The sequence below is a fragment of the Mycobacterium sp. genome, from assembly GCF_965229105.1.
Classification (GTDB): Bacteria; Actinomycetota; Actinomycetes; order Mycobacteriales; family Mycobacteriaceae; genus Mycobacterium.
Genome location: NZ_OZ245858.1, coordinates 1,540,076 through 1,558,200, shown reverse-complemented (window position 1 = coordinate 1,558,200; position 18,125 = coordinate 1,540,076). Strand labels below are relative to the sequence as shown.

17 protein-coding genes and 4 tRNA genes are annotated in these 18,125 nt (G+C 64.5%); 10 read left to right on the top strand and 11 right to left on the bottom strand.

All coding sequences use genetic code 11. The features are described 5' to 3' along the window. Positions 1 to 70: 70 nt before the first annotated feature. The 4 genes from ADBZ9O_RS07540 to ADBZ9O_RS07525 are packed head-to-tail and all read left to right on the top strand — an operon-like array spanning position 71 to position 4,841. Positions 71 to 1,774: an ABC transporter permease subunit gene (locus ADBZ9O_RS07540; protein ID WP_526529867.1), complete on the top strand. Its 1,704-nt coding sequence runs from the start codon at positions 71 to 73 to the stop codon at positions 1,772 to 1,774. A 10-nt stretch (positions 1,775 to 1,784) separates the two neighbouring features. Continuing rightward, complete coding sequence (locus tag ADBZ9O_RS07535; protein ID WP_526529865.1) at positions 1,785 to 2,915, top strand: ABC transporter ATP-binding protein; 1,131 nt, start codon at positions 1,785 to 1,787, stop codon at positions 2,913 to 2,915. Positions 2,916 to 2,967: 52 nt separating this feature from the next. Continuing rightward, a complete protein-coding gene (locus tag ADBZ9O_RS07530) occupies positions 2,968 to 3,699 on the top strand; it encodes a response regulator (protein WP_526529863.1) in 732 nt (243 codons plus the stop codon). Continuing rightward, complete coding sequence (locus ADBZ9O_RS07525; protein WP_526529861.1) at positions 3,696 to 4,841, top strand: sensor histidine kinase; 1,146 nt, start codon at positions 3,696 to 3,698, stop codon at positions 4,839 to 4,841. The genes ADBZ9O_RS07530 and ADBZ9O_RS07525 overlap by 4 nt, the downstream gene beginning before the upstream one ends. Here ADBZ9O_RS07525 and ADBZ9O_RS07520 read toward each other — a convergent pair. Together ADBZ9O_RS07520 and ADBZ9O_RS07515 are read right to left on the bottom strand one after the other, a co-directional pair. After that, positions 4,838 to 5,476, bottom strand: coding sequence for a DUF305 domain-containing protein (locus ADBZ9O_RS07520; protein WP_526532939.1), 639 nt, complete (start codon positions 5,474 to 5,476; stop codon positions 4,838 to 4,840). The two genes, ADBZ9O_RS07525 and ADBZ9O_RS07520, sit on opposite strands and share 4 nt — an antisense overlap. A 141-nt stretch (positions 5,477 to 5,617) precedes the next feature. After that, entirely contained in the window at positions 5,618 to 7,066 is a 1,449-nt protein-coding gene (locus tag ADBZ9O_RS07515) for an alpha/beta hydrolase (RefSeq protein WP_526529859.1), read from the bottom strand. A 208-nt stretch (positions 7,067 to 7,274) separates the two neighbouring features. Here ADBZ9O_RS07515 and ADBZ9O_RS07510 point away from each other — a divergent pair, with 208 nt between their 5' ends. After that, positions 7,275 to 7,748 carry a hypothetical protein gene (locus tag ADBZ9O_RS07510; protein WP_526529857.1) on the top strand — a complete coding sequence of 158 codons (474 nt, stop codon included), beginning with the start codon at positions 7,275 to 7,277 and terminating at the stop codon, positions 7,746 to 7,748. 14 nt (positions 7,749 to 7,762) lie between these two features. On the opposite strand, the gene ADBZ9O_RS07505 is transcribed toward ADBZ9O_RS07510, so the two are convergent. The 4 genes from ADBZ9O_RS07505 to ADBZ9O_RS07490 form a co-directional block, all read right to left on the bottom strand. Beyond that, positions 7,763 to 9,103: a threonine/serine exporter family protein gene (locus ADBZ9O_RS07505; RefSeq protein ID WP_526529855.1), complete on the bottom strand. Its 1,341-nt coding sequence runs from the start codon at positions 9,101 to 9,103 to the stop codon at positions 7,763 to 7,765. Positions 9,104 to 9,196: 93 nt separating this feature from the next. Then, positions 9,197 to 9,270, bottom strand: a tRNA-Phe gene (locus tag ADBZ9O_RS07500). Positions 9,271 to 9,315: 45 nt separating this feature from the next. Beyond that, positions 9,316 to 9,392 (bottom strand) — tRNA-Asp (locus ADBZ9O_RS07495). A gap of 60 nt (positions 9,393 to 9,452) precedes the next feature. Then, positions 9,453 to 9,525 (bottom strand) — tRNA-Glu (locus ADBZ9O_RS07490). 144 nt (positions 9,526 to 9,669) lie between these two features. On the opposite strand from ADBZ9O_RS07490, the gene ADBZ9O_RS07485 reads away from it, so the two are divergent. After that, a tRNA-Lys gene (locus tag ADBZ9O_RS07485) sits at positions 9,670 to 9,745 on the top strand. A 14-nt stretch (positions 9,746 to 9,759) separates the two neighbouring features. Here the strand turns inward: ADBZ9O_RS07485 and ADBZ9O_RS07480 are convergent. Then, positions 9,760 to 12,108: a putative bifunctional diguanylate cyclase/phosphodiesterase gene (locus tag ADBZ9O_RS07480; RefSeq protein WP_526529853.1), complete on the bottom strand. Its 2,349-nt coding sequence runs from the start codon at positions 12,106 to 12,108 to the stop codon at positions 9,760 to 9,762. 328 nt (positions 12,109 to 12,436) lie between these two features. On the opposite strand from ADBZ9O_RS07480, the gene ADBZ9O_RS07475 reads away from it, so the two are divergent. Both ADBZ9O_RS07475 and ADBZ9O_RS07470 read left to right on the top strand, forming a co-directional pair. Further along, positions 12,437 to 12,664, top strand: coding sequence for a hypothetical protein (locus ADBZ9O_RS07475; RefSeq protein ID WP_526529851.1), 228 nt, complete (start codon positions 12,437 to 12,439; stop codon positions 12,662 to 12,664). A gap of 19 nt (positions 12,665 to 12,683) precedes the next feature. Next, positions 12,684 to 13,403, top strand: coding sequence for an alpha/beta fold hydrolase (locus ADBZ9O_RS07470; protein WP_526529849.1), 720 nt, complete (start codon positions 12,684 to 12,686; stop codon positions 13,401 to 13,403). Here the strand turns inward: ADBZ9O_RS07470 and ADBZ9O_RS07465 are convergent. From ADBZ9O_RS07465 to ADBZ9O_RS07455, 3 genes are all read right to left on the bottom strand, one after another. Further along, on the bottom strand, positions 13,400 to 14,464 hold the full coding sequence (locus tag ADBZ9O_RS07465; protein WP_526529847.1) for a serine/threonine-protein kinase: 1,065 nt from the start codon (positions 14,462 to 14,464) through the stop codon (positions 13,400 to 13,402). The two genes, ADBZ9O_RS07470 and ADBZ9O_RS07465, sit on opposite strands and share 4 nt — an antisense overlap. A gap of 36 nt (positions 14,465 to 14,500) precedes the next feature. Continuing rightward, positions 14,501 to 14,623 carry a hypothetical protein gene (locus tag ADBZ9O_RS07460; RefSeq protein WP_526529845.1) on the bottom strand — a complete coding sequence of 41 codons (123 nt, stop codon included), beginning with the start codon at positions 14,621 to 14,623 and terminating at the stop codon, positions 14,501 to 14,503. 82 nt (positions 14,624 to 14,705) lie between these two features. Continuing rightward, positions 14,706 to 15,722, bottom strand: a complete 1,017-nt coding sequence (locus ADBZ9O_RS07455; RefSeq protein ID WP_526529843.1) for an oxygenase MpaB family protein — start codon at positions 15,720 to 15,722, stop codon at positions 14,706 to 14,708. A 69-nt stretch (positions 15,723 to 15,791) separates the two neighbouring features. Between ADBZ9O_RS07455 and ADBZ9O_RS07450 the strand changes: the two genes are divergently transcribed. Continuing rightward, positions 15,792 to 16,385, top strand: coding sequence for a TetR/AcrR family transcriptional regulator (locus ADBZ9O_RS07450; RefSeq protein ID WP_526529841.1), 594 nt, complete (start codon positions 15,792 to 15,794; stop codon positions 16,383 to 16,385). A 28-nt stretch (positions 16,386 to 16,413) separates the two neighbouring features. Here the strand turns inward: ADBZ9O_RS07450 and ADBZ9O_RS07445 are convergent, their stop codons facing one another. After that, positions 16,414 to 16,878, bottom strand: a complete 465-nt coding sequence (locus ADBZ9O_RS07445) for a hypothetical protein (protein ID WP_526529839.1) — start codon at positions 16,876 to 16,878, stop codon at positions 16,414 to 16,416. A 196-nt stretch (positions 16,879 to 17,074) separates the two neighbouring features. Here ADBZ9O_RS07445 and ADBZ9O_RS07440 point away from each other — a divergent pair, with 196 nt between their 5' ends. Further along, positions 17,075 to 18,082 (top strand): acyl-ACP desaturase, encoded by a 1,008-nt coding sequence (locus tag ADBZ9O_RS07440; RefSeq protein WP_526529837.1) that lies wholly within the window; start codon positions 17,075 to 17,077, stop codon positions 18,080 to 18,082. The last annotated feature ends 43 nt before the right edge of the window (positions 18,083 to 18,125 follow it).

Below are 18,125 nucleotides of genomic sequence, written 5' to 3'. Positions count from 1 at the left end.
ACCGGGCTCGTCGCCAGGTGTGGGTAGTCCCGCAGAATCGCGTCCTACTCAGGTGCACAAGGGTTTTCGCGTGCCTAAGTCCTTGGGCACGGTCCTGTCGCTGACCGCTCTGGCGGTGCTCTACGGGGCATTTTTCGGCTGGCCGTTGCTTAGCATCGCGCTGCGCAGCCTCAGCGCCGACGGCTCCCTGTCATACGGTCTCGACAACTTCTCGCTGTCCAACTACGCGAGTCTGTTCACCGACAAACTGCTTCGCCAGGTCATCGGCAACACCATCTTCACCGCCGCCCTCTCCACCGCCATCACCTTCGCGCTGGCCTTCCCTACCGCGTATTTGATGTCGCGTCTGCGCAGGTCGATGTCCACGGCGCTGTTCATGATGATCCTGTTGCCGTTCTGGGTATCGATCGTCGTACGCCTATTCGCCTTCGTGGAGCTTCTGTCTTCCAACGGACCGGTCAACGGCGTGCTTGCGGCGGTCGGCATAGGCCGCCAAGAACTGCTCTTCAACTCCACCGCGACGATCATCGGCATGGTCAATTACCTACTGCCGTATATGATTCTGGTCCTCTTCGCGGCGATGAGCGGGGTCGATCCGAACCTCACCCGAGCCGCCAAAACCCTCGGCTGTTCGAGCTGGCAGGCCTTCACCTCCGTGTACCTACCGCTGATCCGCGGGTCCATCGTTGGCGCGCTGCTGCTCAACTTCATCATTGCCACCGGGTTCTTCCTGACGCCCGCCATTCTCGGCGGCCCGCAGGACGTCACCATCTCCACCTATATCGCCCAACAGGTGCAGAACTATCGATGGGGGCCGGCCAGCGCGTTCGGAGTGCTCCTGCTCCTCATGACGTTCATCGGCTTCGCGGTCGCCGGCAGGATGACCGGGCTGACCGCCGGATCGGGCGTGGTACTGAGCGGATCCAAGGGCGTATCGCGGGAGGCAGCAATGCCCTTCGGCCCCACCAAGGTCGGGCTCTGGGCGGTGACCATCGCGGTCCTGGTTTTCCTGTTCGCTCCCATCATCTTCGTGTTTCCGCTGTCGTGGGGGGTCGACGCCACGATCACCTGGCCGCCGAAGGGCTTCACCCTGGACTGGTACCACCTGGTGCTCACCGACCGGACCTGGACCGCCGCACTGCAGAAGAGCGTGACGGTGGGACTTGCGGTGGCGGTGCTGTGCCTGGTGATCGCGGTCATGGTGGCGCGGTGGATCCGCACGCTCGACAGCCGCCCACGGCTGCAGTCGACGCTGGTCAGCATCATCTACCTACCCGTGATCGTTCCCGTCATTCTCCTGGCCATCGGTACCTTCGACGTACAGAACCGGATCGGCCTGTTAGGCACGTGGTGGGGCCTGGTCCTGGCAGAAACCGTTCTCGCGCTTCCCTTTACCTACCTGGTCGTCGCGGCGGCGCTCAACAATGTCGACCCCAGCCTGGAGAAGGCCGCGTGGACCATGGGCGCCAGCCGGCTCTACGCGATTCGAAAAGTCATCCTGCCGACCATCGTTCCTGCACTCACCGGCGCCGCACTGCTGGCGTTCATCAGCTCCTGGGACGAAGCCGTCGTCGCGTTGTTTCAGACGAGTTTCACCAAAACCCTTCCGGTCCTGTTTTATTCGTCACTGAAGAGCGGTTCGAGTCCGGCCATCGCCGCCATCGGCGCCTTGCTCATGCTCCTCGTCCTGGCCATGGGCGCGGCCTTCGGCATCGTCCGGGTGATCCGCGGGCGCCGGCGCAACAGATCTCAGCCCACATCCGCTTCCGTCTGAAAAGGTTCCTATGCCCACCGACAGCGAAACCGCGCCCGCCATCACCACCACGGCTGAACCGGCCTACATCGAGATTCGTCAGCTGCACCATGAGTACGCCGGCATCGCCGCCCTGGACTCTGTTTCCCTCGACGTGCGTCCCGGTGAATTCGTCACCCTGCTGGGTCCCAGCGGTTCGGGCAAGAGTTCCCTTCTGCACATCCTGGCCGGTTTGATCGAGCCGACCTCCGGCACGATCACCATCGCTGGTCGCGACGTCACCGACCTCGCTCCCCAGAATCGGGAGATCGGGCTGGTGTTCCAGAATTACGCGCTGTTCCCCCATCTGACTGCCGAGGAGAACATCCGCTTTCCCCTCAACGTCCGCAAGACTTCCCAACAACAGGCCTCAGCACGCGTCGCTGAAGTTCTTGAGCTCGTCGAACTCACGGCGCTGGCCAAACGGCGTCCCGACCAACTCAGCGGCGGTCAGCAGCAGCGGGTCGCCGTCGGGCGCGCCATCTCTTCGGTCCCCAAGGTGCTTCTCCTCGATGAGCCGCTGGGTGCGCTCGACCGCCGGCTGCGTCAGCAGTTGGGTCACGAGATTCGGCGGGTGCAGAAGGAAACCGGGATCACCACGATCTACGTCACCCACGATCAGGAGGAGGCGTTCACGATGTCGGATCGCGTCGTGGTGATGAACCACGGGGAGATCCGGCAGGTCGGCACGCCCGAGGAGGTCTACACCAGGCCCAGCGACTCCTTTGTCGCCAACTTCGTCGGCGAGGTCAATCTGTGGCCTGTCACCGTCGAGAGTCACTCGGAGGGGTCCGCGCAGGTCGCCACCGACGGCGCCCGATTCGCCGCCGAATACAGCGGGCCGGCACACGGATCGATCGAGGCGCCGATGGTGGCCGTTCGCCCCGAACGCGTCTGGGTCTGGGCGCCTGGTGCGACGCCGCCGCGGCCAGGTATTCAGCGCGTGGGCAGCGGCACCATCACCGAATCGATGTTCCTCGGTAACAGCCGCAGCGTGGTCATCTCGTCCGCAGAGTTCGGCCGGGTCTCGGCACTGTTGTACGACGGCGAAGAGCCTCGTGATGAAGGAGAGAGCGTGGAGTTCGGCTGGGAGAGCAGGCACGGGCTCGTCATTCCCAGGTAGCCGTTTCCGCGGCGGGGGTTCCCGCACGTCGTCGGGGCGGCACGATAGAGGCATGGATACCTCAGCGGCCTCCCGTCCCGCGGGTTATCGAGCGTTGGTCGTCGACGATGAGGCGGCGCTTGCCGAAGTCGTGGCGAGCTACCTCAGACGTGAGCAGTTCGATGTCAGCGTTGCCCACAACGGCGCCGATGCATTGTCGCAAGCCCGTGAGATCGATCCGGATGTGGTCATCCTGGATCTCGCCCTGCCGGGCATCGACGGTCTTGAGGTGTGCCGCCAACTTCGCGGTTTCTCCGATGCCTATGTGGTGATGCTGACGGCACGAGATAGCGAGCTGGACACCGTCGTGGGCCTGTCGGTCGGAGCCGACGACTACGTCACCAAACCGTTCAGCCCGCGCGAGTTGGTCGCGCGGATCCGGGCCATGCTGCGCCGGCCGCGCACCGTCGCAACACCGATGACAGCTGCCACAGAACCACCACCGCGAACGTTCGGGCCGTTGTCCATCGACGTCGCGAGCCGACAGGTTTTCATCGACGGCACGCCAGTCCTGTTGACCCGCACCGAATTCGACATCCTGGCCGCATTATCGTCGCGGCCGGCGGTGGTGTTGAGCCGACCCCAACTCCTCGAGGCAGTCTGGGGAGACTCCTGGGGAGGCAATGAGCATCTCGTCGACGTTCATATCGGACACCTGCGTCGCAAATTGTCAGATGACCCCGCTGATCCACGCTATGTGATCACCGTTCGCGGCGTCGGCTACCGAATGGGAAGCGGCCAATGACGAAAGAGGCACACACCCGCCGAGGGTCGCGGCGCAGTCCTGGCGTCGGGGCGCGGCTACTGCTGACACAAGCCCTGGTGCTTTGCGCCAGCGGCGCGACCACAGCGATTGTCGCTGCCATCGTCGGCCCACCACTATTTCGTGAACATCTGCACCGTGCCGGGCTCGCCCACTCCTCCAATGAACAGTTCCATGCCGAGCAGGCCTACCGGTACGCCACGGCCATCTCCATCGCCGTCGCTGTCGGGGTCGCCGCGCTGACCGCGCTGCTCGTTACCTGGTATCTCAGCCGACGGCTGCAGCGTTCCATCACCGAGGTCGCCGCCGCTGCCACCGCAGTCGCTGACGGCCGCTACGACATTCGCGTGTCACCGCTGAGCCTGGGCGAAGATTTCGCGAACTTATCTCGCGCGTTCAATCGGATGGCGCAGCGGCTCGAATCGGTCGACAGCACCCGGCGCCAACTCTTCGGTGACCTCGCCCATGAGATCCGGACACCGGTTTCGGTACTGATGGCCTACCTCGAAGCCGTCGAGGATGGGGTCAAGGCGCTCGACCCTGAGACGATTGCCGTGCTCAACGATCAAGCCAGCCGGTTGGTGCGCTTCTCCGAGGACTTCGCTGCGCTCGCTGCGGCCGAAGAAAGTCCCGGCGCGATAGCACCGAAGTGGATCGACCCCAACGCCGTGATCGCCGCCACCGCGTCCACCGCCGCCGATCGATACGCCGCCAAGGACGTCGAGCTGATCCTCGATGTCGCGAACCGGTTGCCGCAGGTGTGGGCAGACCCGTTGCGCCTTGCCCAGGTGATCGACAACCTTCTCGACAACGCCCTTAGGCACACTCCGCCGGGGGGCCGCGTCGACGTGATCGCGGCGGTCGGCGTCAGCGAATTGACGATCACGGTGACCGACAGCGGTGATGGCATCGCCGCCGAGCACCTGCCACACGTGTTCGACCGCTTCTACCGCGTCGATGCGGCGCGAGACCGCAGCCACGGCGGTGCCGGAATCGGGCTGGCTATCGCCAGAGCCCTCATTGAAGGCCACGGCGGCCACATCACGGCATCCAGCCGCGGTACTGGTCTGGGTAGCAGTTTCACGATCACGTTGCCTGTTCGTTCTGACGCCACAGGTGGTTAAAGCGACCCCAGGATCTTGTTCATGGTGTCGATCTCCCGCTGCTGGCTGGTGACGATCGAGCGCGCCAACGTGATGGTGGCGGGGTACTGACCGTCGTCGATCTCGTTCTGCGCCATGGTGATTGCGCCCTGGTGATGCTCGATCATCTGGGTCAGGTACATCTTGGTGGCGGCGACTCCCTGAGCATTCTGCAGTGCCGTCATATCTTCCTCGGACATCATTCCGCTCATCCCGGGCATTCCGTCCATTCCAGGCATTCCGTTCATGCCAGGCATCCCGCCGGTCCCGGACATCATCGGCATTTTCGGCATCCCCCACTGCGTCAGCCAGGTCTGCATCTCCTCGATCTCAGGAGCCTGAGCCGCTTTGATCTGGTTGGCCAGATCCAACACTCGCGGATCGATCCCCTGTTTGCCCAGCACCATGTCACTCATTTCGATGGCCTGCTGGTGATGAGGGATCATGTGCTGAGCAAACATGGCGTCGGCCTGATTGTGGGCTTCGGTGGACGACACCGAAGACGACGCCGGTGCCGACGACTGAGCCCCTTGGGTAGTGCCGGTACTGCTACAGGCGCCGACGGTCAGCAGCACCGCCAGGCTGGCCGCAGCGACTGCCAGAGACTTCCTACTGATCACAACAAGCCCTTTCCTCGAATCACGGCCGACGATGTATGACGCGGCCTGACTTCGAGCGTGCGCATCGCGGGTATGGCTCGATTGGTCATTCTGTGAAGATTCGATAAAGAACGACGACCGTCCTCGCGGACTTTCGCGCTACCGTCCGGCTGCTTCGATGTGTCCTCCGGATATCGCGGCAGCGGAATCCGGCGCCAGCCCCGGCAACGGCACTCGAGGCACTTCTGGGGTACCGAGACGCCCCGCCAGCCAGGGCAGAGCATCGGCGAAGGCGGTGGCGGCAAAGGGCCAGTCGTGCCTGCCCGGTTGCGTCACGACCACGCACCGAATGCCCTCTGCGCGGCCGAGTGCGCACAACGTATGTGCGGCGAGGTCCTGACCTTCGGGATTGCCGGCCGGGTCTGGTGCCATCGCGTTGGCGTTCCCCGAGCCGCCGGCGACATCGAACCATCCCGACACCCCGGCATAGCGACCGTGTCGAGCGAGGACGGTGGTCGGATCGAATGCCGCCCACGCGTTGGCATCGCCGCCGAACAACCGGTCGATGGTCTCTGCCTTCGTGCCCGAATTCGGGCCGAGGTCCCCCGAGATGTCCACGAAAGCACTGAAGTCCTCTGGATGCCTGGCAGTTAGGGTGATCGCACAGGTACCGCCCATCGACCATCCCAGGATCCCCCAGTTGACCCGATTCGAACTCACACCAAAGTTCGAAATCATATAGGGAACAACATCTTTGGTTAGATGGGCGGAAGCGTTACCGCGGCCGCCATTCACGCACTCGGTGTCGTTGTCAAACGACCCGGTCGGATCGACGAACACCAGCACCGGGGCGAAACCGCTGTGCGCGGAGGCGAAGTCATCGACCGTGGTCACCGCATTGCCGGCTCGCAGCCAGTCCGCGGGGGTGTTCAGTTCAGCACCGATCATCATCACCGTAGGCAACCGAGGGGGCGGGTTGCTCGCGAACCAGGCAGGTGGGAGGTAGACCAGTTCTTGGCGGTGCGTGAACTGCGATGCCTCAGCGCTGATGCTCACAGGTACGACGACACCCTTGCTCGGCTGAGTGCCGGTCAGCTGCATCGCGGTCACCGTGACACGGTCGACCTCGTCCGGCAGTGAGCCCGCGGTCAGCTGATTCCAGGCGCTGTGCACTGAGGGGAAGTATCCGACCCAGGAGTTGATCGCCAACACTGAGCTCGACACGCAACCCAACACCGACACCATGGACACCAATCGGAGGGGCCACTGTGAAGTGCTCCAGCCCAGTACCAGCGCACCGAATGTGAAACCAGACAGCCCAATCCAGATCCACAGTCTCCGCGGCGCCGGGTCGCCGGCCACCCCCACTGACGCGATGTACCAGTGCGCCCACACCGAAAGTCCGATTCCCGCCGTTACCGACAACGGCAGCCATCGGGCGCGCCAGCGTGGCGAGCGACGGCGCATTGACCCGACCACCAGGAGCGCCGCCACCAGCTGCGTGATCGCCGGGAGCCACCCGTGAATCAACGACAGGCCACCTACATGGTGTCGGAAGGTGCCGTCCGCCCATACGGAGGTAGCGACATCCGTTATCGACGGCGTCATACTCACATCCTGATCAACCGATCCTTCGAAGTTGCTGTGGCATACCGTCGTCAGAAACTGCCGGCATCGCCAGGCGATTCACATCGCTGGTACATGTGCCTGCCTGGTCCATCCAGAAGACTTGGGCCGCATGGGATGGGAAAGCCCGTCGACCAGGAGACCCGATAGCCGCCCTCCGGTCCGCCCCATGCGCCGTAGGCGTATCGCGATGAACGTGGCGACACTGGCGGCGGCCGCCGCAGTGGTGGCCTTCACCGCAGTCAGCACAAACACGATCATGTGCAGCGGGGCCCACCGAGAGTCGACGTCACCACTGTTCTTCTCCTCCCTCGGTTCGGCGAACACCACCTGCGCGGCGTGGCCTGCCGCCAAGCGCAGCATCGACACGGCGTCCGCGCTGCCCCCAGGGTGGTACTGGGATACGCCCTCCGGCGGGACGAACGCTCGTGATCACGGCGCGGTGGTGAGCCACGCTCTTGACCTATTCGCTTCGCACGTCGCCGCGACTGATCCCGCTCCGGTGACACGAGCAGCCCACTCCTACATCACCGCGAAGCGTGTCGAGCTCATTGCGCTGGCCGCCCGGACGTTTGACGACACCGTGGCCTCGCGCGTCACGCTGACGCGCGCCGGGCTCAACCGCGCCTGCGGTCTTCCGGACACGGCGGCCGGCCCGATCTGATCCACGACCCACCGTCACGACAAGAACGTCTGCCGCCTCAGCCCGCCTGTGAAGGCGATCTCCTCGATGGTCGTCGACGTGGCACGGGACGCCGGATTGAACACACTCCACCCGATGAGCGTTCCCAGAGCGATCGAGAAGATGGCCGCGATGCACCGGCTGACAATGGGCAGCGCGTCACTTCCCAGGCTGACGGCCTCGCCAAGGGACTCAAAGCTCACCGCGCTGGGTGCGAGCGCCCAGAAGGCGGCGAGCATCATCACCAAGGCCGGCGGTGAGGTCTTGATGCGCGCCGCCATCGCGGCGAAGGGGACCACCAGAAACGCCGCGACCGCTCCGGCATGCGTCGGCGACAGGAACAGGCCGCCGACCTTCTGCCCGAGGAGCGCCAAGCCGACAGCAGCGATGAGCCAGGCCAACGAACCGCGCGGTGCAGAGAGGTGGATGTACAAACCGATGGCGATGACGATGATCGCGACGTCCGCCGACCAGGCGCCGATGGGGCTTCCCGTCGGGTGTGGCTGCCCGGGCGGCAGGACGTGCAGTCCGAGCGACACCCCGAACACGATCAGCATCAACTGAACGACGCCGTAGACCAGTCGGCTCGCTCCGGCAACGATTGACGAGCCGGCCAGCTCCATGGCCCCGAGCGTCAACGCCATGCCCGGCAGGATGGCAATGAGTGCGGGCCCGATGAGTCGCAGGAGCCCGCTATCTCCCCCGGCAGGCCCAATGACTGTGGCCAGGGCGGTGACGACCGTGGCGGCGGCGGTCGGGAGTACCGGAGCCAGTCGGGGGAACGGTCGGCCGAGCAATTCGACGATGCCGACGACCGCACCCAGCAGTGCATACGCCGCCAGGAGCCGCCAGCTGGGATCGGTCAGCATGCCGAACCCGACGGTGGTGATGGCGTAGCCGATGACGACGACCATCGGCCCGAACCGAGGCCGCATCGATCGAGCAGCCTGCAACTCGGCAATGGCGTCGACGGGGGTAATCGCCCCCGCGGCCGCGAGTTCGGCGATGTCGTCGACACGGCCGGCCACGTCCAGTTGCGTCGTGGAACGAGTCGCCACGTCTACCTCGTAGCCCACCGTGCCCACCTGAATGAACAGCACCCTCGGAAGCACGACCACCCGCACGTCCTCCGCGGTGTAACGCCGCGCGACGGCCATCAGCCTCGCCGCGATCATCTGCGTCGGCTGCTCGACCTCCACCAGAGCGATACCGAGGGCACGGAGCATGGCGGCCACCTCAGTGGCGGTGTGGACGTGACCGTCGGCAAGTGCGCGCGGCGGTTCCTTGCACATCGCCTCGGCCAACTGCCTTGCCCGCGATAGCCGTTCATTGGACATGCTCGCCGATTGTGGGTCCGCAAGTTGGGCATCAGCTGTGAGCTTGGCCAGGCGAGCCGGAATGCGGCTGAGCTCTGCTGCAGTGATACTGAGTGGCCAGGGCCGGGATCGAACCGGCGACCTTCCGCTTTTCAGGCGGACGCTCGTACCAACTGAGCTACCTGGCCGGAAGGCACCGGCAGAACAGAACCGAAGACGTGCCTCGCCGAAAATGGCGACCCTGACGGGACTCGAACCCGCGACCTCCGCCGTGACAGGGCGGCGCGCTAACCAACTGCGCCACAGGGCCTTGCTTTCCTGCGTGTACTGCTTGCCTATCTGTACTACAGCTCCGCGTTTCCGCGTTGCGTACCCCCAACGGGATTCGAACCCGTGCTACCGCCGTGAAAGGGCGGCGTCCTAGGCCACTAGACGATGGGGGCCTAATCCGAATCACTCCGGGGTACTCACAACGCTTCGCGCCGGGAGCTTGGATAGCTTAGGGCACAGCATGCCGAATCCTCAAACGAGCACCGTTCCGGTGTCGCGGGAGCGGCACTGTATCCTCGTCCGGGTCCAGTTCCATTGCCCCTATAGCTCAGTTGGTAGAGCTACGGACTTTTAATCCGCAGGTCCTAGGTTCGAGTCCTAGTGGGGGCACCACGCAGACGTCCACGTCAGGTTGTCGGCTGGCGCGGCCCGCCCGCCAGACTCTTGGCCGACAGCAGTTTCACCACCGCTTCGACAGACACCGGTGGGCTGTAGAGATGGGCCTGGATGATGTCGCAGCCGTATTCTGCGACTCTGGCAGCTGCCGCAGCATTTTCGATTCCCTCCGCCACGACAGTCATGCCAAGGGTGTGGGCCAGTTCGATGATCATCCGCACGATCGCTGCCGCCCGCTCGTCGACCAGGATCGGCGCGATGAACTGCCGGTCGAGCTTGAGCTGGTCGATCGGCAGCTCGCGCAGATAACTCAGCGCCGAGTAGCCGATCCCGAAGTCGTCGAGTGCAATGCGGACACCAGAGTCCCGCAGCCTGTTGAGGACGACGCGCGCCCGGTCCGCATTGCCGACCAGAATCTCCTCGGTGATCTCGACCATGAAGTACTCGGGCGGCAGCTTCCAATCGGCGAGGATCCCGGCGATCTGACGCGGCAGCGCGGCGTCGGCCAGCGATGGCGGGAACAGATTCACCGCGAGTTGGACTCCGAAGCCCCCGGCGTACCAACTGGCCGCGTCCGCAACCCCGCGACGTAGAACCAGATCGGTCACCGCGCCCATGAGTCCGTGTTGGCGGACCAGAGGCAGGAACTGGTCCGGCATCAGCAGCCCCCGCTCGGGATGAGGCCAGCGAACCAACGCCTCGACGCCGACGATCTGCCCGGTCGACACGGCGAACTTCGGTTGGTAGACGAGGGTCAACTCATCGTCGGCGATCGCCCGGCGCAACTGCGCGAGTAGCTGCATCCCCGCCGACCTTCCGCCGCGCTGAGCACTGCGCGGCTCCCGCGGAAGATCAAGTTCGTCGATATCGATCAAAATCATGTCCGCGCTGAAGATCCGCACAACACCGGCGCGCTCTCGTTTCGCCGAATACATCGCAATATCAGCCTGTTTGAGCAAGGCGACGGCCGCCTCCTCCGGGCTCTCCGCATTCGCTCCGGACGCCAGCCCGATGCTGGGGAGCATGAACAACGGCTGACCGTCGATGACGAACGGCTCGTCGAACGCCTCGAGCACCCGCTGGGCGAGAACCACCGACGCATCGGCACCATCCTCGATGAGGATGGCGAACTCGTCGCCGCCGAGACGGGCCACCGTGTCACCGGTCTGGGTACTGGCAAGGAGCCGCTGGGCAATCGCGGTCAGGAGCTCATCGCCGGCCGGATGTCCGAGGGCGTCGTTGACCAGTTTGAAATCGTCGAGGTCCAGTGACAGCACCGCCACCTCCCGCGCATCCCGCATCTGCAACGCCACAGCGTGTGTCAACCGGTCCTGAAACAGCGCACGATTCGCCAGCCCGGTGAGCGGGTCGCGAAACGCCTGATCTGCCACCTTGGCCAGCAGTCGGCGGTTGTCGGCGATCACCAGGTACTGCCGCCCCAGCACGGCATTGATCACGATGAACGCTCCGACCAACAAGGTGACCGATCCGGTCTCCGCCGCCAGGGACAGCACGGTGGCGGTGGTGGCAAGCACAACTGGCGGGTAGATCAGCCAGAGCGGCCATTGTGCGGCGGCCCGCGAGGGCGGCAGATCGACGTCCGATGACCGCGGCGCAAGCAACGCGGCCATCGCAATCAGCAGGAGACCAGCAAACCAGGGCACGTCGATGAGATTGCCGCTGGCGTAACCGTCATCGGCGTTGAGAAACACGAACGCGGTATCGGCCACTGCGGCCAGAGTGATGCCGAGGGTCAGCAGCGACATCCATACGCGCTGATCAGCCCGCGCTCTGGTCAACACCAGTAGCGCGACCGAAAGCATCACCACATCGGCTATCGGATAGGCCAGCGAAACAGCGAAGGCCACCACGGTCTCGTCTCCGCTGACGAAAACCTCATCGAGACCGGACACCCAGCTGATCACGAAAAGCGATCCCGCGACGATGACCCCGTCTAGCACCAGCCGAGCCTGTGACTGGCCCGGGGCGCCGATCGGAAAAAGCAGCAGTGCCGCGCAGACCCCCACCGGGTACAGCAAATATCCGATATCGCCAATCGACGGATACGGCGCAGCCTCAAGCCCGCGCCACAACTCGTAGTAAGCCCAGACTGCGTCGCCTGCGGCATACCCCACGAGGCCGGCCGCCAAGGCAATCCAGGCCATCCGTTGTCGGCCACGAGCCGAGCGCGCCGCCAGTACCGCGCAGGTGATCGCGAACAGTTCAACCAGGAGGAAACCCACGTCGCTGACGACCCGGACGATACCTGCGCCACCCCAGCCCGAGACCATCCAGACAGCGAAAACACAGAAGCCCGCCGCGGCGGCACCCAACGCGATCATGATCTTCGCTGACGACATCGACCCCCCAGGTACATCGGTCCTGACCTGAGGCGGCAGGGTCGAAAGTGACCTAGATCACCATAGGGCACGACGTGAGCCGAGTTCAGCAAATCTGCGGGTTGCCGGGGTTGGTGTTGTCGGCGGCTGCTGTGCTGCCAGTCCGCGGACGCCGCATCGATATCGGGCTCAACTCGAAAACCTGTCCTCCGATCAGTGGACAGGAGGTTCATCCGACGAAGGGGCCGGTCGGCCGACAGATCGACGCAGATGAGTGGGACATAGTTGAGTCATCGCCGGAACACAGCGGCCAAGGAACTTAAAAGTCCACTTGCACAAGGAGATTCACATGAACGCCATCAACGCCCGCATCGCCGCCGGCGCCGCCCTGCTCGCCGCCCCCATCATGATCGCCCTTGGCACCGCCGCCGTGGGCCACGCCGACACCGTCATCACCAATACCGGCCCCAGCAGCTCCATCAGCCGCCCAGTCCAGCACCCCGCCTTCCCGCACCAGAGCAACGTGCCCCAGCCGGGCACCTCGATTCATCACCACCACCAGTGGAACCGCGGCTAAGCCATGCAAGGCTCATCAGGTGACCACCTTCGCGTTAGTCCACGGCGCCTGGCACGGCGGATGGTGTTGGGAGAAGCTGACCCCCCTGCTCGAGCAACGCGGCCATCGCGTGATCGCCCCCGATCTGCCTTGTGATGACCCGTCGGCCAGCTTCTCCGATTACGCCGACGTCGTCTGCGCGGCACTCGCTGACGCTGCCCATGCACCCGACGATGACGACGACCTGGTCGTCGTGGGCCACTCTTTGGGCGGGAACACCATCCCGCTGGTCGCCGCCCGCCGGCCGGTCCGACACCTGGTTTACCTCTGCGCTCTGGTGCCCGAAATCGGCCGCGCCCTGCGCGACCAGATGCGCGAGACCACCGACATGCTCAACCCGATGTCGTTGCAGGCCTTGAGTAAACCCGACGAGCAGCGCCGCAATGCCTGGATCGATGAGGACTTGACCGTGCAGCTGCTCTTCGGTGACGCCGAGGCCGACACCGCCGCACAGGCCTTCGCACGGCTACGCCCGCAAGCGCTGTACCCGTATTCGGTACCGTTTGCACTCGAGCGGTTCCCGCCGACCGATCGCACCTACGTGGTGTGCGCGCAGGACCAGATGGTCAGCCCGGACTGGTCCCGGACCGTCGCCCGGGACCGACTCGACGCCACGCTCGTCGAGCTGCCCGGCGACCACTCGCCGTTTCTGTCCCGCCCAGCCCAACTCGCCGACCTCCTGCACGGGCTCGCAGGCTAGCTACCGCCGGTCACCGCGGCCGGCGCGATACTGATGACGGCGGGCGCCGGATCCGGCGGGGTCCGTTGACTGGCGGCGCCGAGGACGAACGCGACCGCCCCGACCACCAGCGCGACGAGCAGCCCGACCAACAGCACCAGGCGCCCGGTGCGACGCTGCCGGAACTCCGGCGGCGGCATCAGCAGCACCGGTCGCTCGGGGGTCGGGGGCAGCCGCGGCCGATACACCGGGATCGGCCCCGTCACGGGGTCACCGCCGACGTTGGCCAACTCAGCCCACATCACCTGGGCGCTGGGAAACCTCGCAGGTGCCTCATGAGTCATCGCCCGGTCGACGATCGCCGACAGCTGCGGATCGATATCGGGCCGCAGAATCGAGACCGGAACGGGCGGGTTCGAGGTGATGGCGTTGGCCAGCGCCATCAGGTTCTCCTCCGGAAAGGCCCGCCGCCCGGTCAACGCTTCGTAGCCGCAAACGCCGACGGCATACAGATCGTCCTCGACGGTGGCGAGCCTGCCTGCGAGCCGCTCTGGACTCATATAGGCCATCGTGCCCATGATCTGACCGGTATCGGTGCGGTGCGTGTCCGGCCCCTTGGCCAGCCCGAAGTCGGCGACCTGGGCGTCACCGGCGGCGGTGAACAGAATATTGGCGGGTTTGATATCGCGGTGCAGGATGCCCGCGGCGTGGGCAGTGGAAAGGGCGGCCAGCACGTCAGACAGCATCTTGCGGACGTAATCGGGCGCGACCGGCCCCTGCATGATCAGGTCGGCCAGGCTGCGGCCCGGAAGACGCTCCATGACGATGAACGGCGCGCCGCGATGTTCGCCGCTGCCGTAGACGGTGACGATGTTGGGATGGTGCAACACCGATGCCGACTGTGCCTCCGACCAGAAGCGGCGCAAATAGTCGGGATGGGTGTCAAAACCGGGATAGAGCAACTTGATTGCCACGATCTGACCGGTATGGGTATCCCAGCCTTCGTGAACTTCTGCCATGCCGCCACGGCCGATGATGCCCCGCAACTCATAGCGGCCGCCGAGCAGTTCGGTGACGAACATGATGTCTACCGTAGCGGTGCGGTCAGGTTATGAATGTCAACTGCCGTCACGGTAGGGATGGCGGCGCTCCCAGGACCGGGCCAGCATGGTCGCGCCACGCAACATCAATATCGCGTATGCGACAGCAAGCGGTGGACCGATAAGCCATGCGATTGCCATTGCCTCACCCCGCAGTCCGACGGTCTCCCCATCAGAACACGCGGTGGCTCACTGGCTGGTTCAACTCGCCGGGACGGCCCACTCAAACCGTTGGGCTGTAGTGCATCCCGTTATCGCGGTGTTCGACCGGCGGTAGGTTGCGGGCCGGGGTGTGCACCAGCGGCGCGTCCGCGGGCAGCCGTCCCGTGGCCCGGTCCCAGCCGGTCCGGCCCCTGGGGTGCATCCTGGCCCGTTTCGGCAGCAGGCTGAAGACCAGGCCCACGACGTTGCCCAGGCGTCGGTGCAGCCATTCGTCGCGCGCCGACCACGAGTAACCCATCAGCTTGCGGATCGCCGGGTGGTAGAGGCCGACGGTGAACCAGACGAATAACGGTTTGACGATCAGCCGGCGCTGCAGCGCCCAGAGACTGTCGGGCATCCATGGGGTGAACGGCGGCTTCGGTAGCTCATCGAGGTTGAGGACCTCGCGGGCGGCCCAGTTGTTCTCCAACACCTCGGTGCACATGTGCTCCCAATAAGCCTGGAACGCCTCCCACGACTCGGGGACCGGTCGCATGCTCATGCCGTACATCCGGTACCAGGCGACATGTTCTTCGAACAGTTGGCGCTTATCGGCTTCGCTGATGCCGCCGAGGCACAGCCGGTCGGCCACGATCAGCGTTCCGACGAAGAAGGTGGAATGCGCCCAGTAGAAGACATCGGGATTCAGTGCGTGATACCGACGGCCTTGGGCGTCAACACCTTTGATATCGATGTGATAGTCGCGCACCTCAGCCCCGGTGGCCGGCGCCCGGTCACCGTCGAACACCACACCGCCGATCGGATACAGCGACCGCAACAGCCGGGGCCAGCGTTCGGTGAAGAAGATCGAATGCTCCTCGACCGCCGCACCGAGCTGCGGATGCATATTCTGCATCGACCCCGCCCATGGTCCCTGCAGCATCCCGCGCCAGTCACCGAAGTACTTCCAGGTCAACGATTCCGGCCCGAGCGGCTGCGGCGGCGCCTCGTAACCCGCCGCTGACATCGGACAGCCCTGAGCCGGCGCGACGGAATCCCCACTGGTCAGCGGCGCTGCGTCAGACGTATCTTGAGTCACTGGAACATTGTCCTATCGGTAAACCTTTACTGACTACACACGTTGTCAGATCTTGAGTCTAGGAGTGATGTGACGTCCGGTCAACGCCGCGGTCGCTGGTCAGGCGTCCCGCTTGAGGACCGTCAAGCGCGGCGCCGGGGCGACCTGCTCGATGCCGGAGTCCAGCTTCTCGGTAGCGCAACGGGATCCGCTGTCACCGTCAGGGCGGTGTGCCGCCAGGCGAATCTCACCGAACGCTATTTCTACGAAAGCTTCACTGACCGTGACGAATACGTCAGGGCTGTATATGACGATGTATGCCAACGGGCGATGGATGCACTGATGTCGGCGACGACCGCGCGTGAAGCGGTAGAAGGTTTTGTCGCCCTCGTGGTCGACGACCCCGTCCGCGGCCGGGTGCTGCTGCTGGCCCCTCAGGTGGAACCGGTACTGACCCGCTCAGGCGCGGAGTGGATGCCGAATTTCATCGATCTGATCCAGCGCACGCTGACCGCGATCACGGAGATGACAGATCCGGTCACTCAACGGATGGCCGCGACCAGCCTGCTGGGTGCGCTGACAGCACTCTTCACCGCATATCTCGACGGACGATTGAACGCCAGCCGTGAAGAGTTCATCGACTACTGCGTCAGCATGCTATTGAGCCGGACCGCCATCCCATGACGATCCGGCTCAATTGCACGAGTTCTGACTAGCCGCCTGCGACGTCGGGAGTGGTCGCACCGGGCTCATTACCGGCGGCCAGGAGCTCATCGGACTCGTTCTGCTGCGCAGCGGCCTCGGCCTCAGCCTCGTCGGCGGCGGCCTTGGCGGCCCGCCCTTCCGGGCTGGCCAGCGAGGCGCCAGCGACACCGGCCTGGGCGTAGGCGCCGGTGCAGTTCAGATAGAACTGCACCGCGCCCGATACGTGAGACACGAAATCGGAACCGAGGAAGGGCGCGGTCTGCGAGCGGCTCACCGAGCACTCGTCATCCGGCAGCGATCCGACCCGCGAGGCGATGGTCACGGTTTGACCCGCATCGCTGGCGGCCGACGACGCATCGGCGTACGACTGGCCCGCGTAGCTATCTGCAGAGGCGATACCGGTACCGAACAGGGCCATTGACGCGCCGGCGGCACCAACCGCGCTTGCGCCGAGCACGAAGAGCTTCTTCACGTCTGACCGACCTCCAGTAAAAGTTCAGTGACCACACATATTAAACGGGTATAAGAGGACGACCCGACGGACGGATATTACCTGCCTTGGCCAGACCCCGCACTACTCACGGACATGCCGGAGGGGCAACTTGAATGGTACCGGGGTACACAGATATATTGAGTGCAACCAACGGATACAGATAACTGGAGGGACCATGTCGAAAGACTTGTCCGATGTGCAGCTTTTGCGCGAACTGTCGCCGGTTGTCGAGCAGAACATCAATCGACATATGCAGATGCGCAAGGACTGGAATCCGCACGATTACATCCCCTGGTCGGATGGCAAGAACTTCTATGCCCTCGGTGGCCAGGAGTGGGATCCCTCGCAGTCGAAATTGTCCGAGGTCGCCCAGACGGCGATGGTGCAGAACCTCCTCACCGAGGACAACCTGCCGTCCTATCACCGCGAAATCGCCATGAACTTCTCCATGGACGATCCGTGGGGATGGTGGGTCAACCGCTGGACCGCCGAGGAGAACCGGCATGGCATCGCGCTGCGTGACTACCTGATTGTCACCAGGGCCATCGACCCCGTCGAGCTCGAGGTGTTGCGGCTTGAGCAGGTCACCCGCGGCTTCAGCCCGGGCCAGAATCAGCAGGGCGACATGTTTGCCGAGAGCCTGTTCGACTCGGTCATCTATGTCACGTTCCAGGAGCTGGCGACCCGCGTTTCGCACCGCAACACCGGCAAGGCGTGCAACGAACCCGTTGCCGACCAACTGCTGGCCAGGGTCTCTGCCGACGAGAACCTGCACATGATCTTCTACCGGGACACCTCGGCAGCGGGCCTGGACATTGCGCCCAACCAGGCGATGAAGTCGCTGCACCGGGTGCTGCGCAACTTCAAGATGCCCGGATACACCGTCCCCGATTTCCGCCGTAAGGCAGTGATCATCGCTGTCGGCGGTGTCTACGATCCCAGGATTCACCTCGACGACGTGGTGATGCCGGTTCTGAAGAAGTGGCGCATCTTCGAGCGGGAAGACTTCACCGGCGAGGCCGCTGCGCTGCGCGACGATCTCGGCAAGTTGGTCGAGGAGCTCGAGGAAACCTGCCAGAAGTTCGAGATCGCCAAGGTGCGTCGTCTCGAACGGGAGAAGAAGATGGCAGAGAAGAAGGCCATGAAGAACCTTCTCGTGACGACGTCGTCGGCGGCTTCCTGATCCACACCACCGAACGGCCAGGACGCGAGTCGGCCCGATCTGC

Bases quoted from the DNA above. Each gene is read 5' to 3' on its own strand.
- ADBZ9O_RS07515 (WP_526529859.1), bottom strand. From the start codon at position 7,066: ATGACGCCGTCGATAACGGATGTCGCTACCTCCGTATGGGCGGACGGC.
- ADBZ9O_RS07475 (WP_526529851.1), top strand. From the start codon at position 12,437: ATGAACGCCATCAACGCCCGCATCGCCGCCGGCGCCGCCCTGCTCGCC.
- ADBZ9O_RS07535 (WP_526529865.1), top strand. From the start codon at position 1,785: ATGCCCACCGACAGCGAAACCGCGCCCGCCATCACCACCACGGCTGAA.
- ADBZ9O_RS07465 (WP_526529847.1), bottom strand. From the start codon at position 14,464: ATGTTCGTCACCGAACTGCTCGGCGGCCGCTATGAGTTGCGGGGCATC.
- ADBZ9O_RS07510 (WP_526529857.1), top strand. From the start codon at position 7,275: ATGAACGTGGCGACACTGGCGGCGGCCGCCGCAGTGGTGGCCTTCACC.
- ADBZ9O_RS07530 (WP_526529863.1), top strand. From the start codon at position 2,968: ATGGATACCTCAGCGGCCTCCCGTCCCGCGGGTTATCGAGCGTTGGTC.
- ADBZ9O_RS07525 (WP_526529861.1), top strand. From the start codon at position 3,696: ATGACGAAAGAGGCACACACCCGCCGAGGGTCGCGGCGCAGTCCTGGC.
- ADBZ9O_RS07440 (WP_526529837.1), top strand. From the start codon at position 17,075: ATGTCGAAAGACTTGTCCGATGTGCAGCTTTTGCGCGAACTGTCGCCG.
- ADBZ9O_RS07460 (WP_526529845.1), bottom strand. From the start codon at position 14,623: ATGGCAATCGCATGGCTTATCGGTCCACCGCTTGCTGTCGCATACGCG.
- ADBZ9O_RS07505 (WP_526529855.1), bottom strand. From the start codon at position 9,103: ATGTCCAATGAACGGCTATCGCGGGCAAGGCAGTTGGCCGAGGCGATG.
- ADBZ9O_RS07480 (WP_526529853.1), bottom strand. From the start codon at position 12,108: ATGTCGTCAGCGAAGATCATGATCGCGTTGGGTGCCGCCGCGGCGGGC.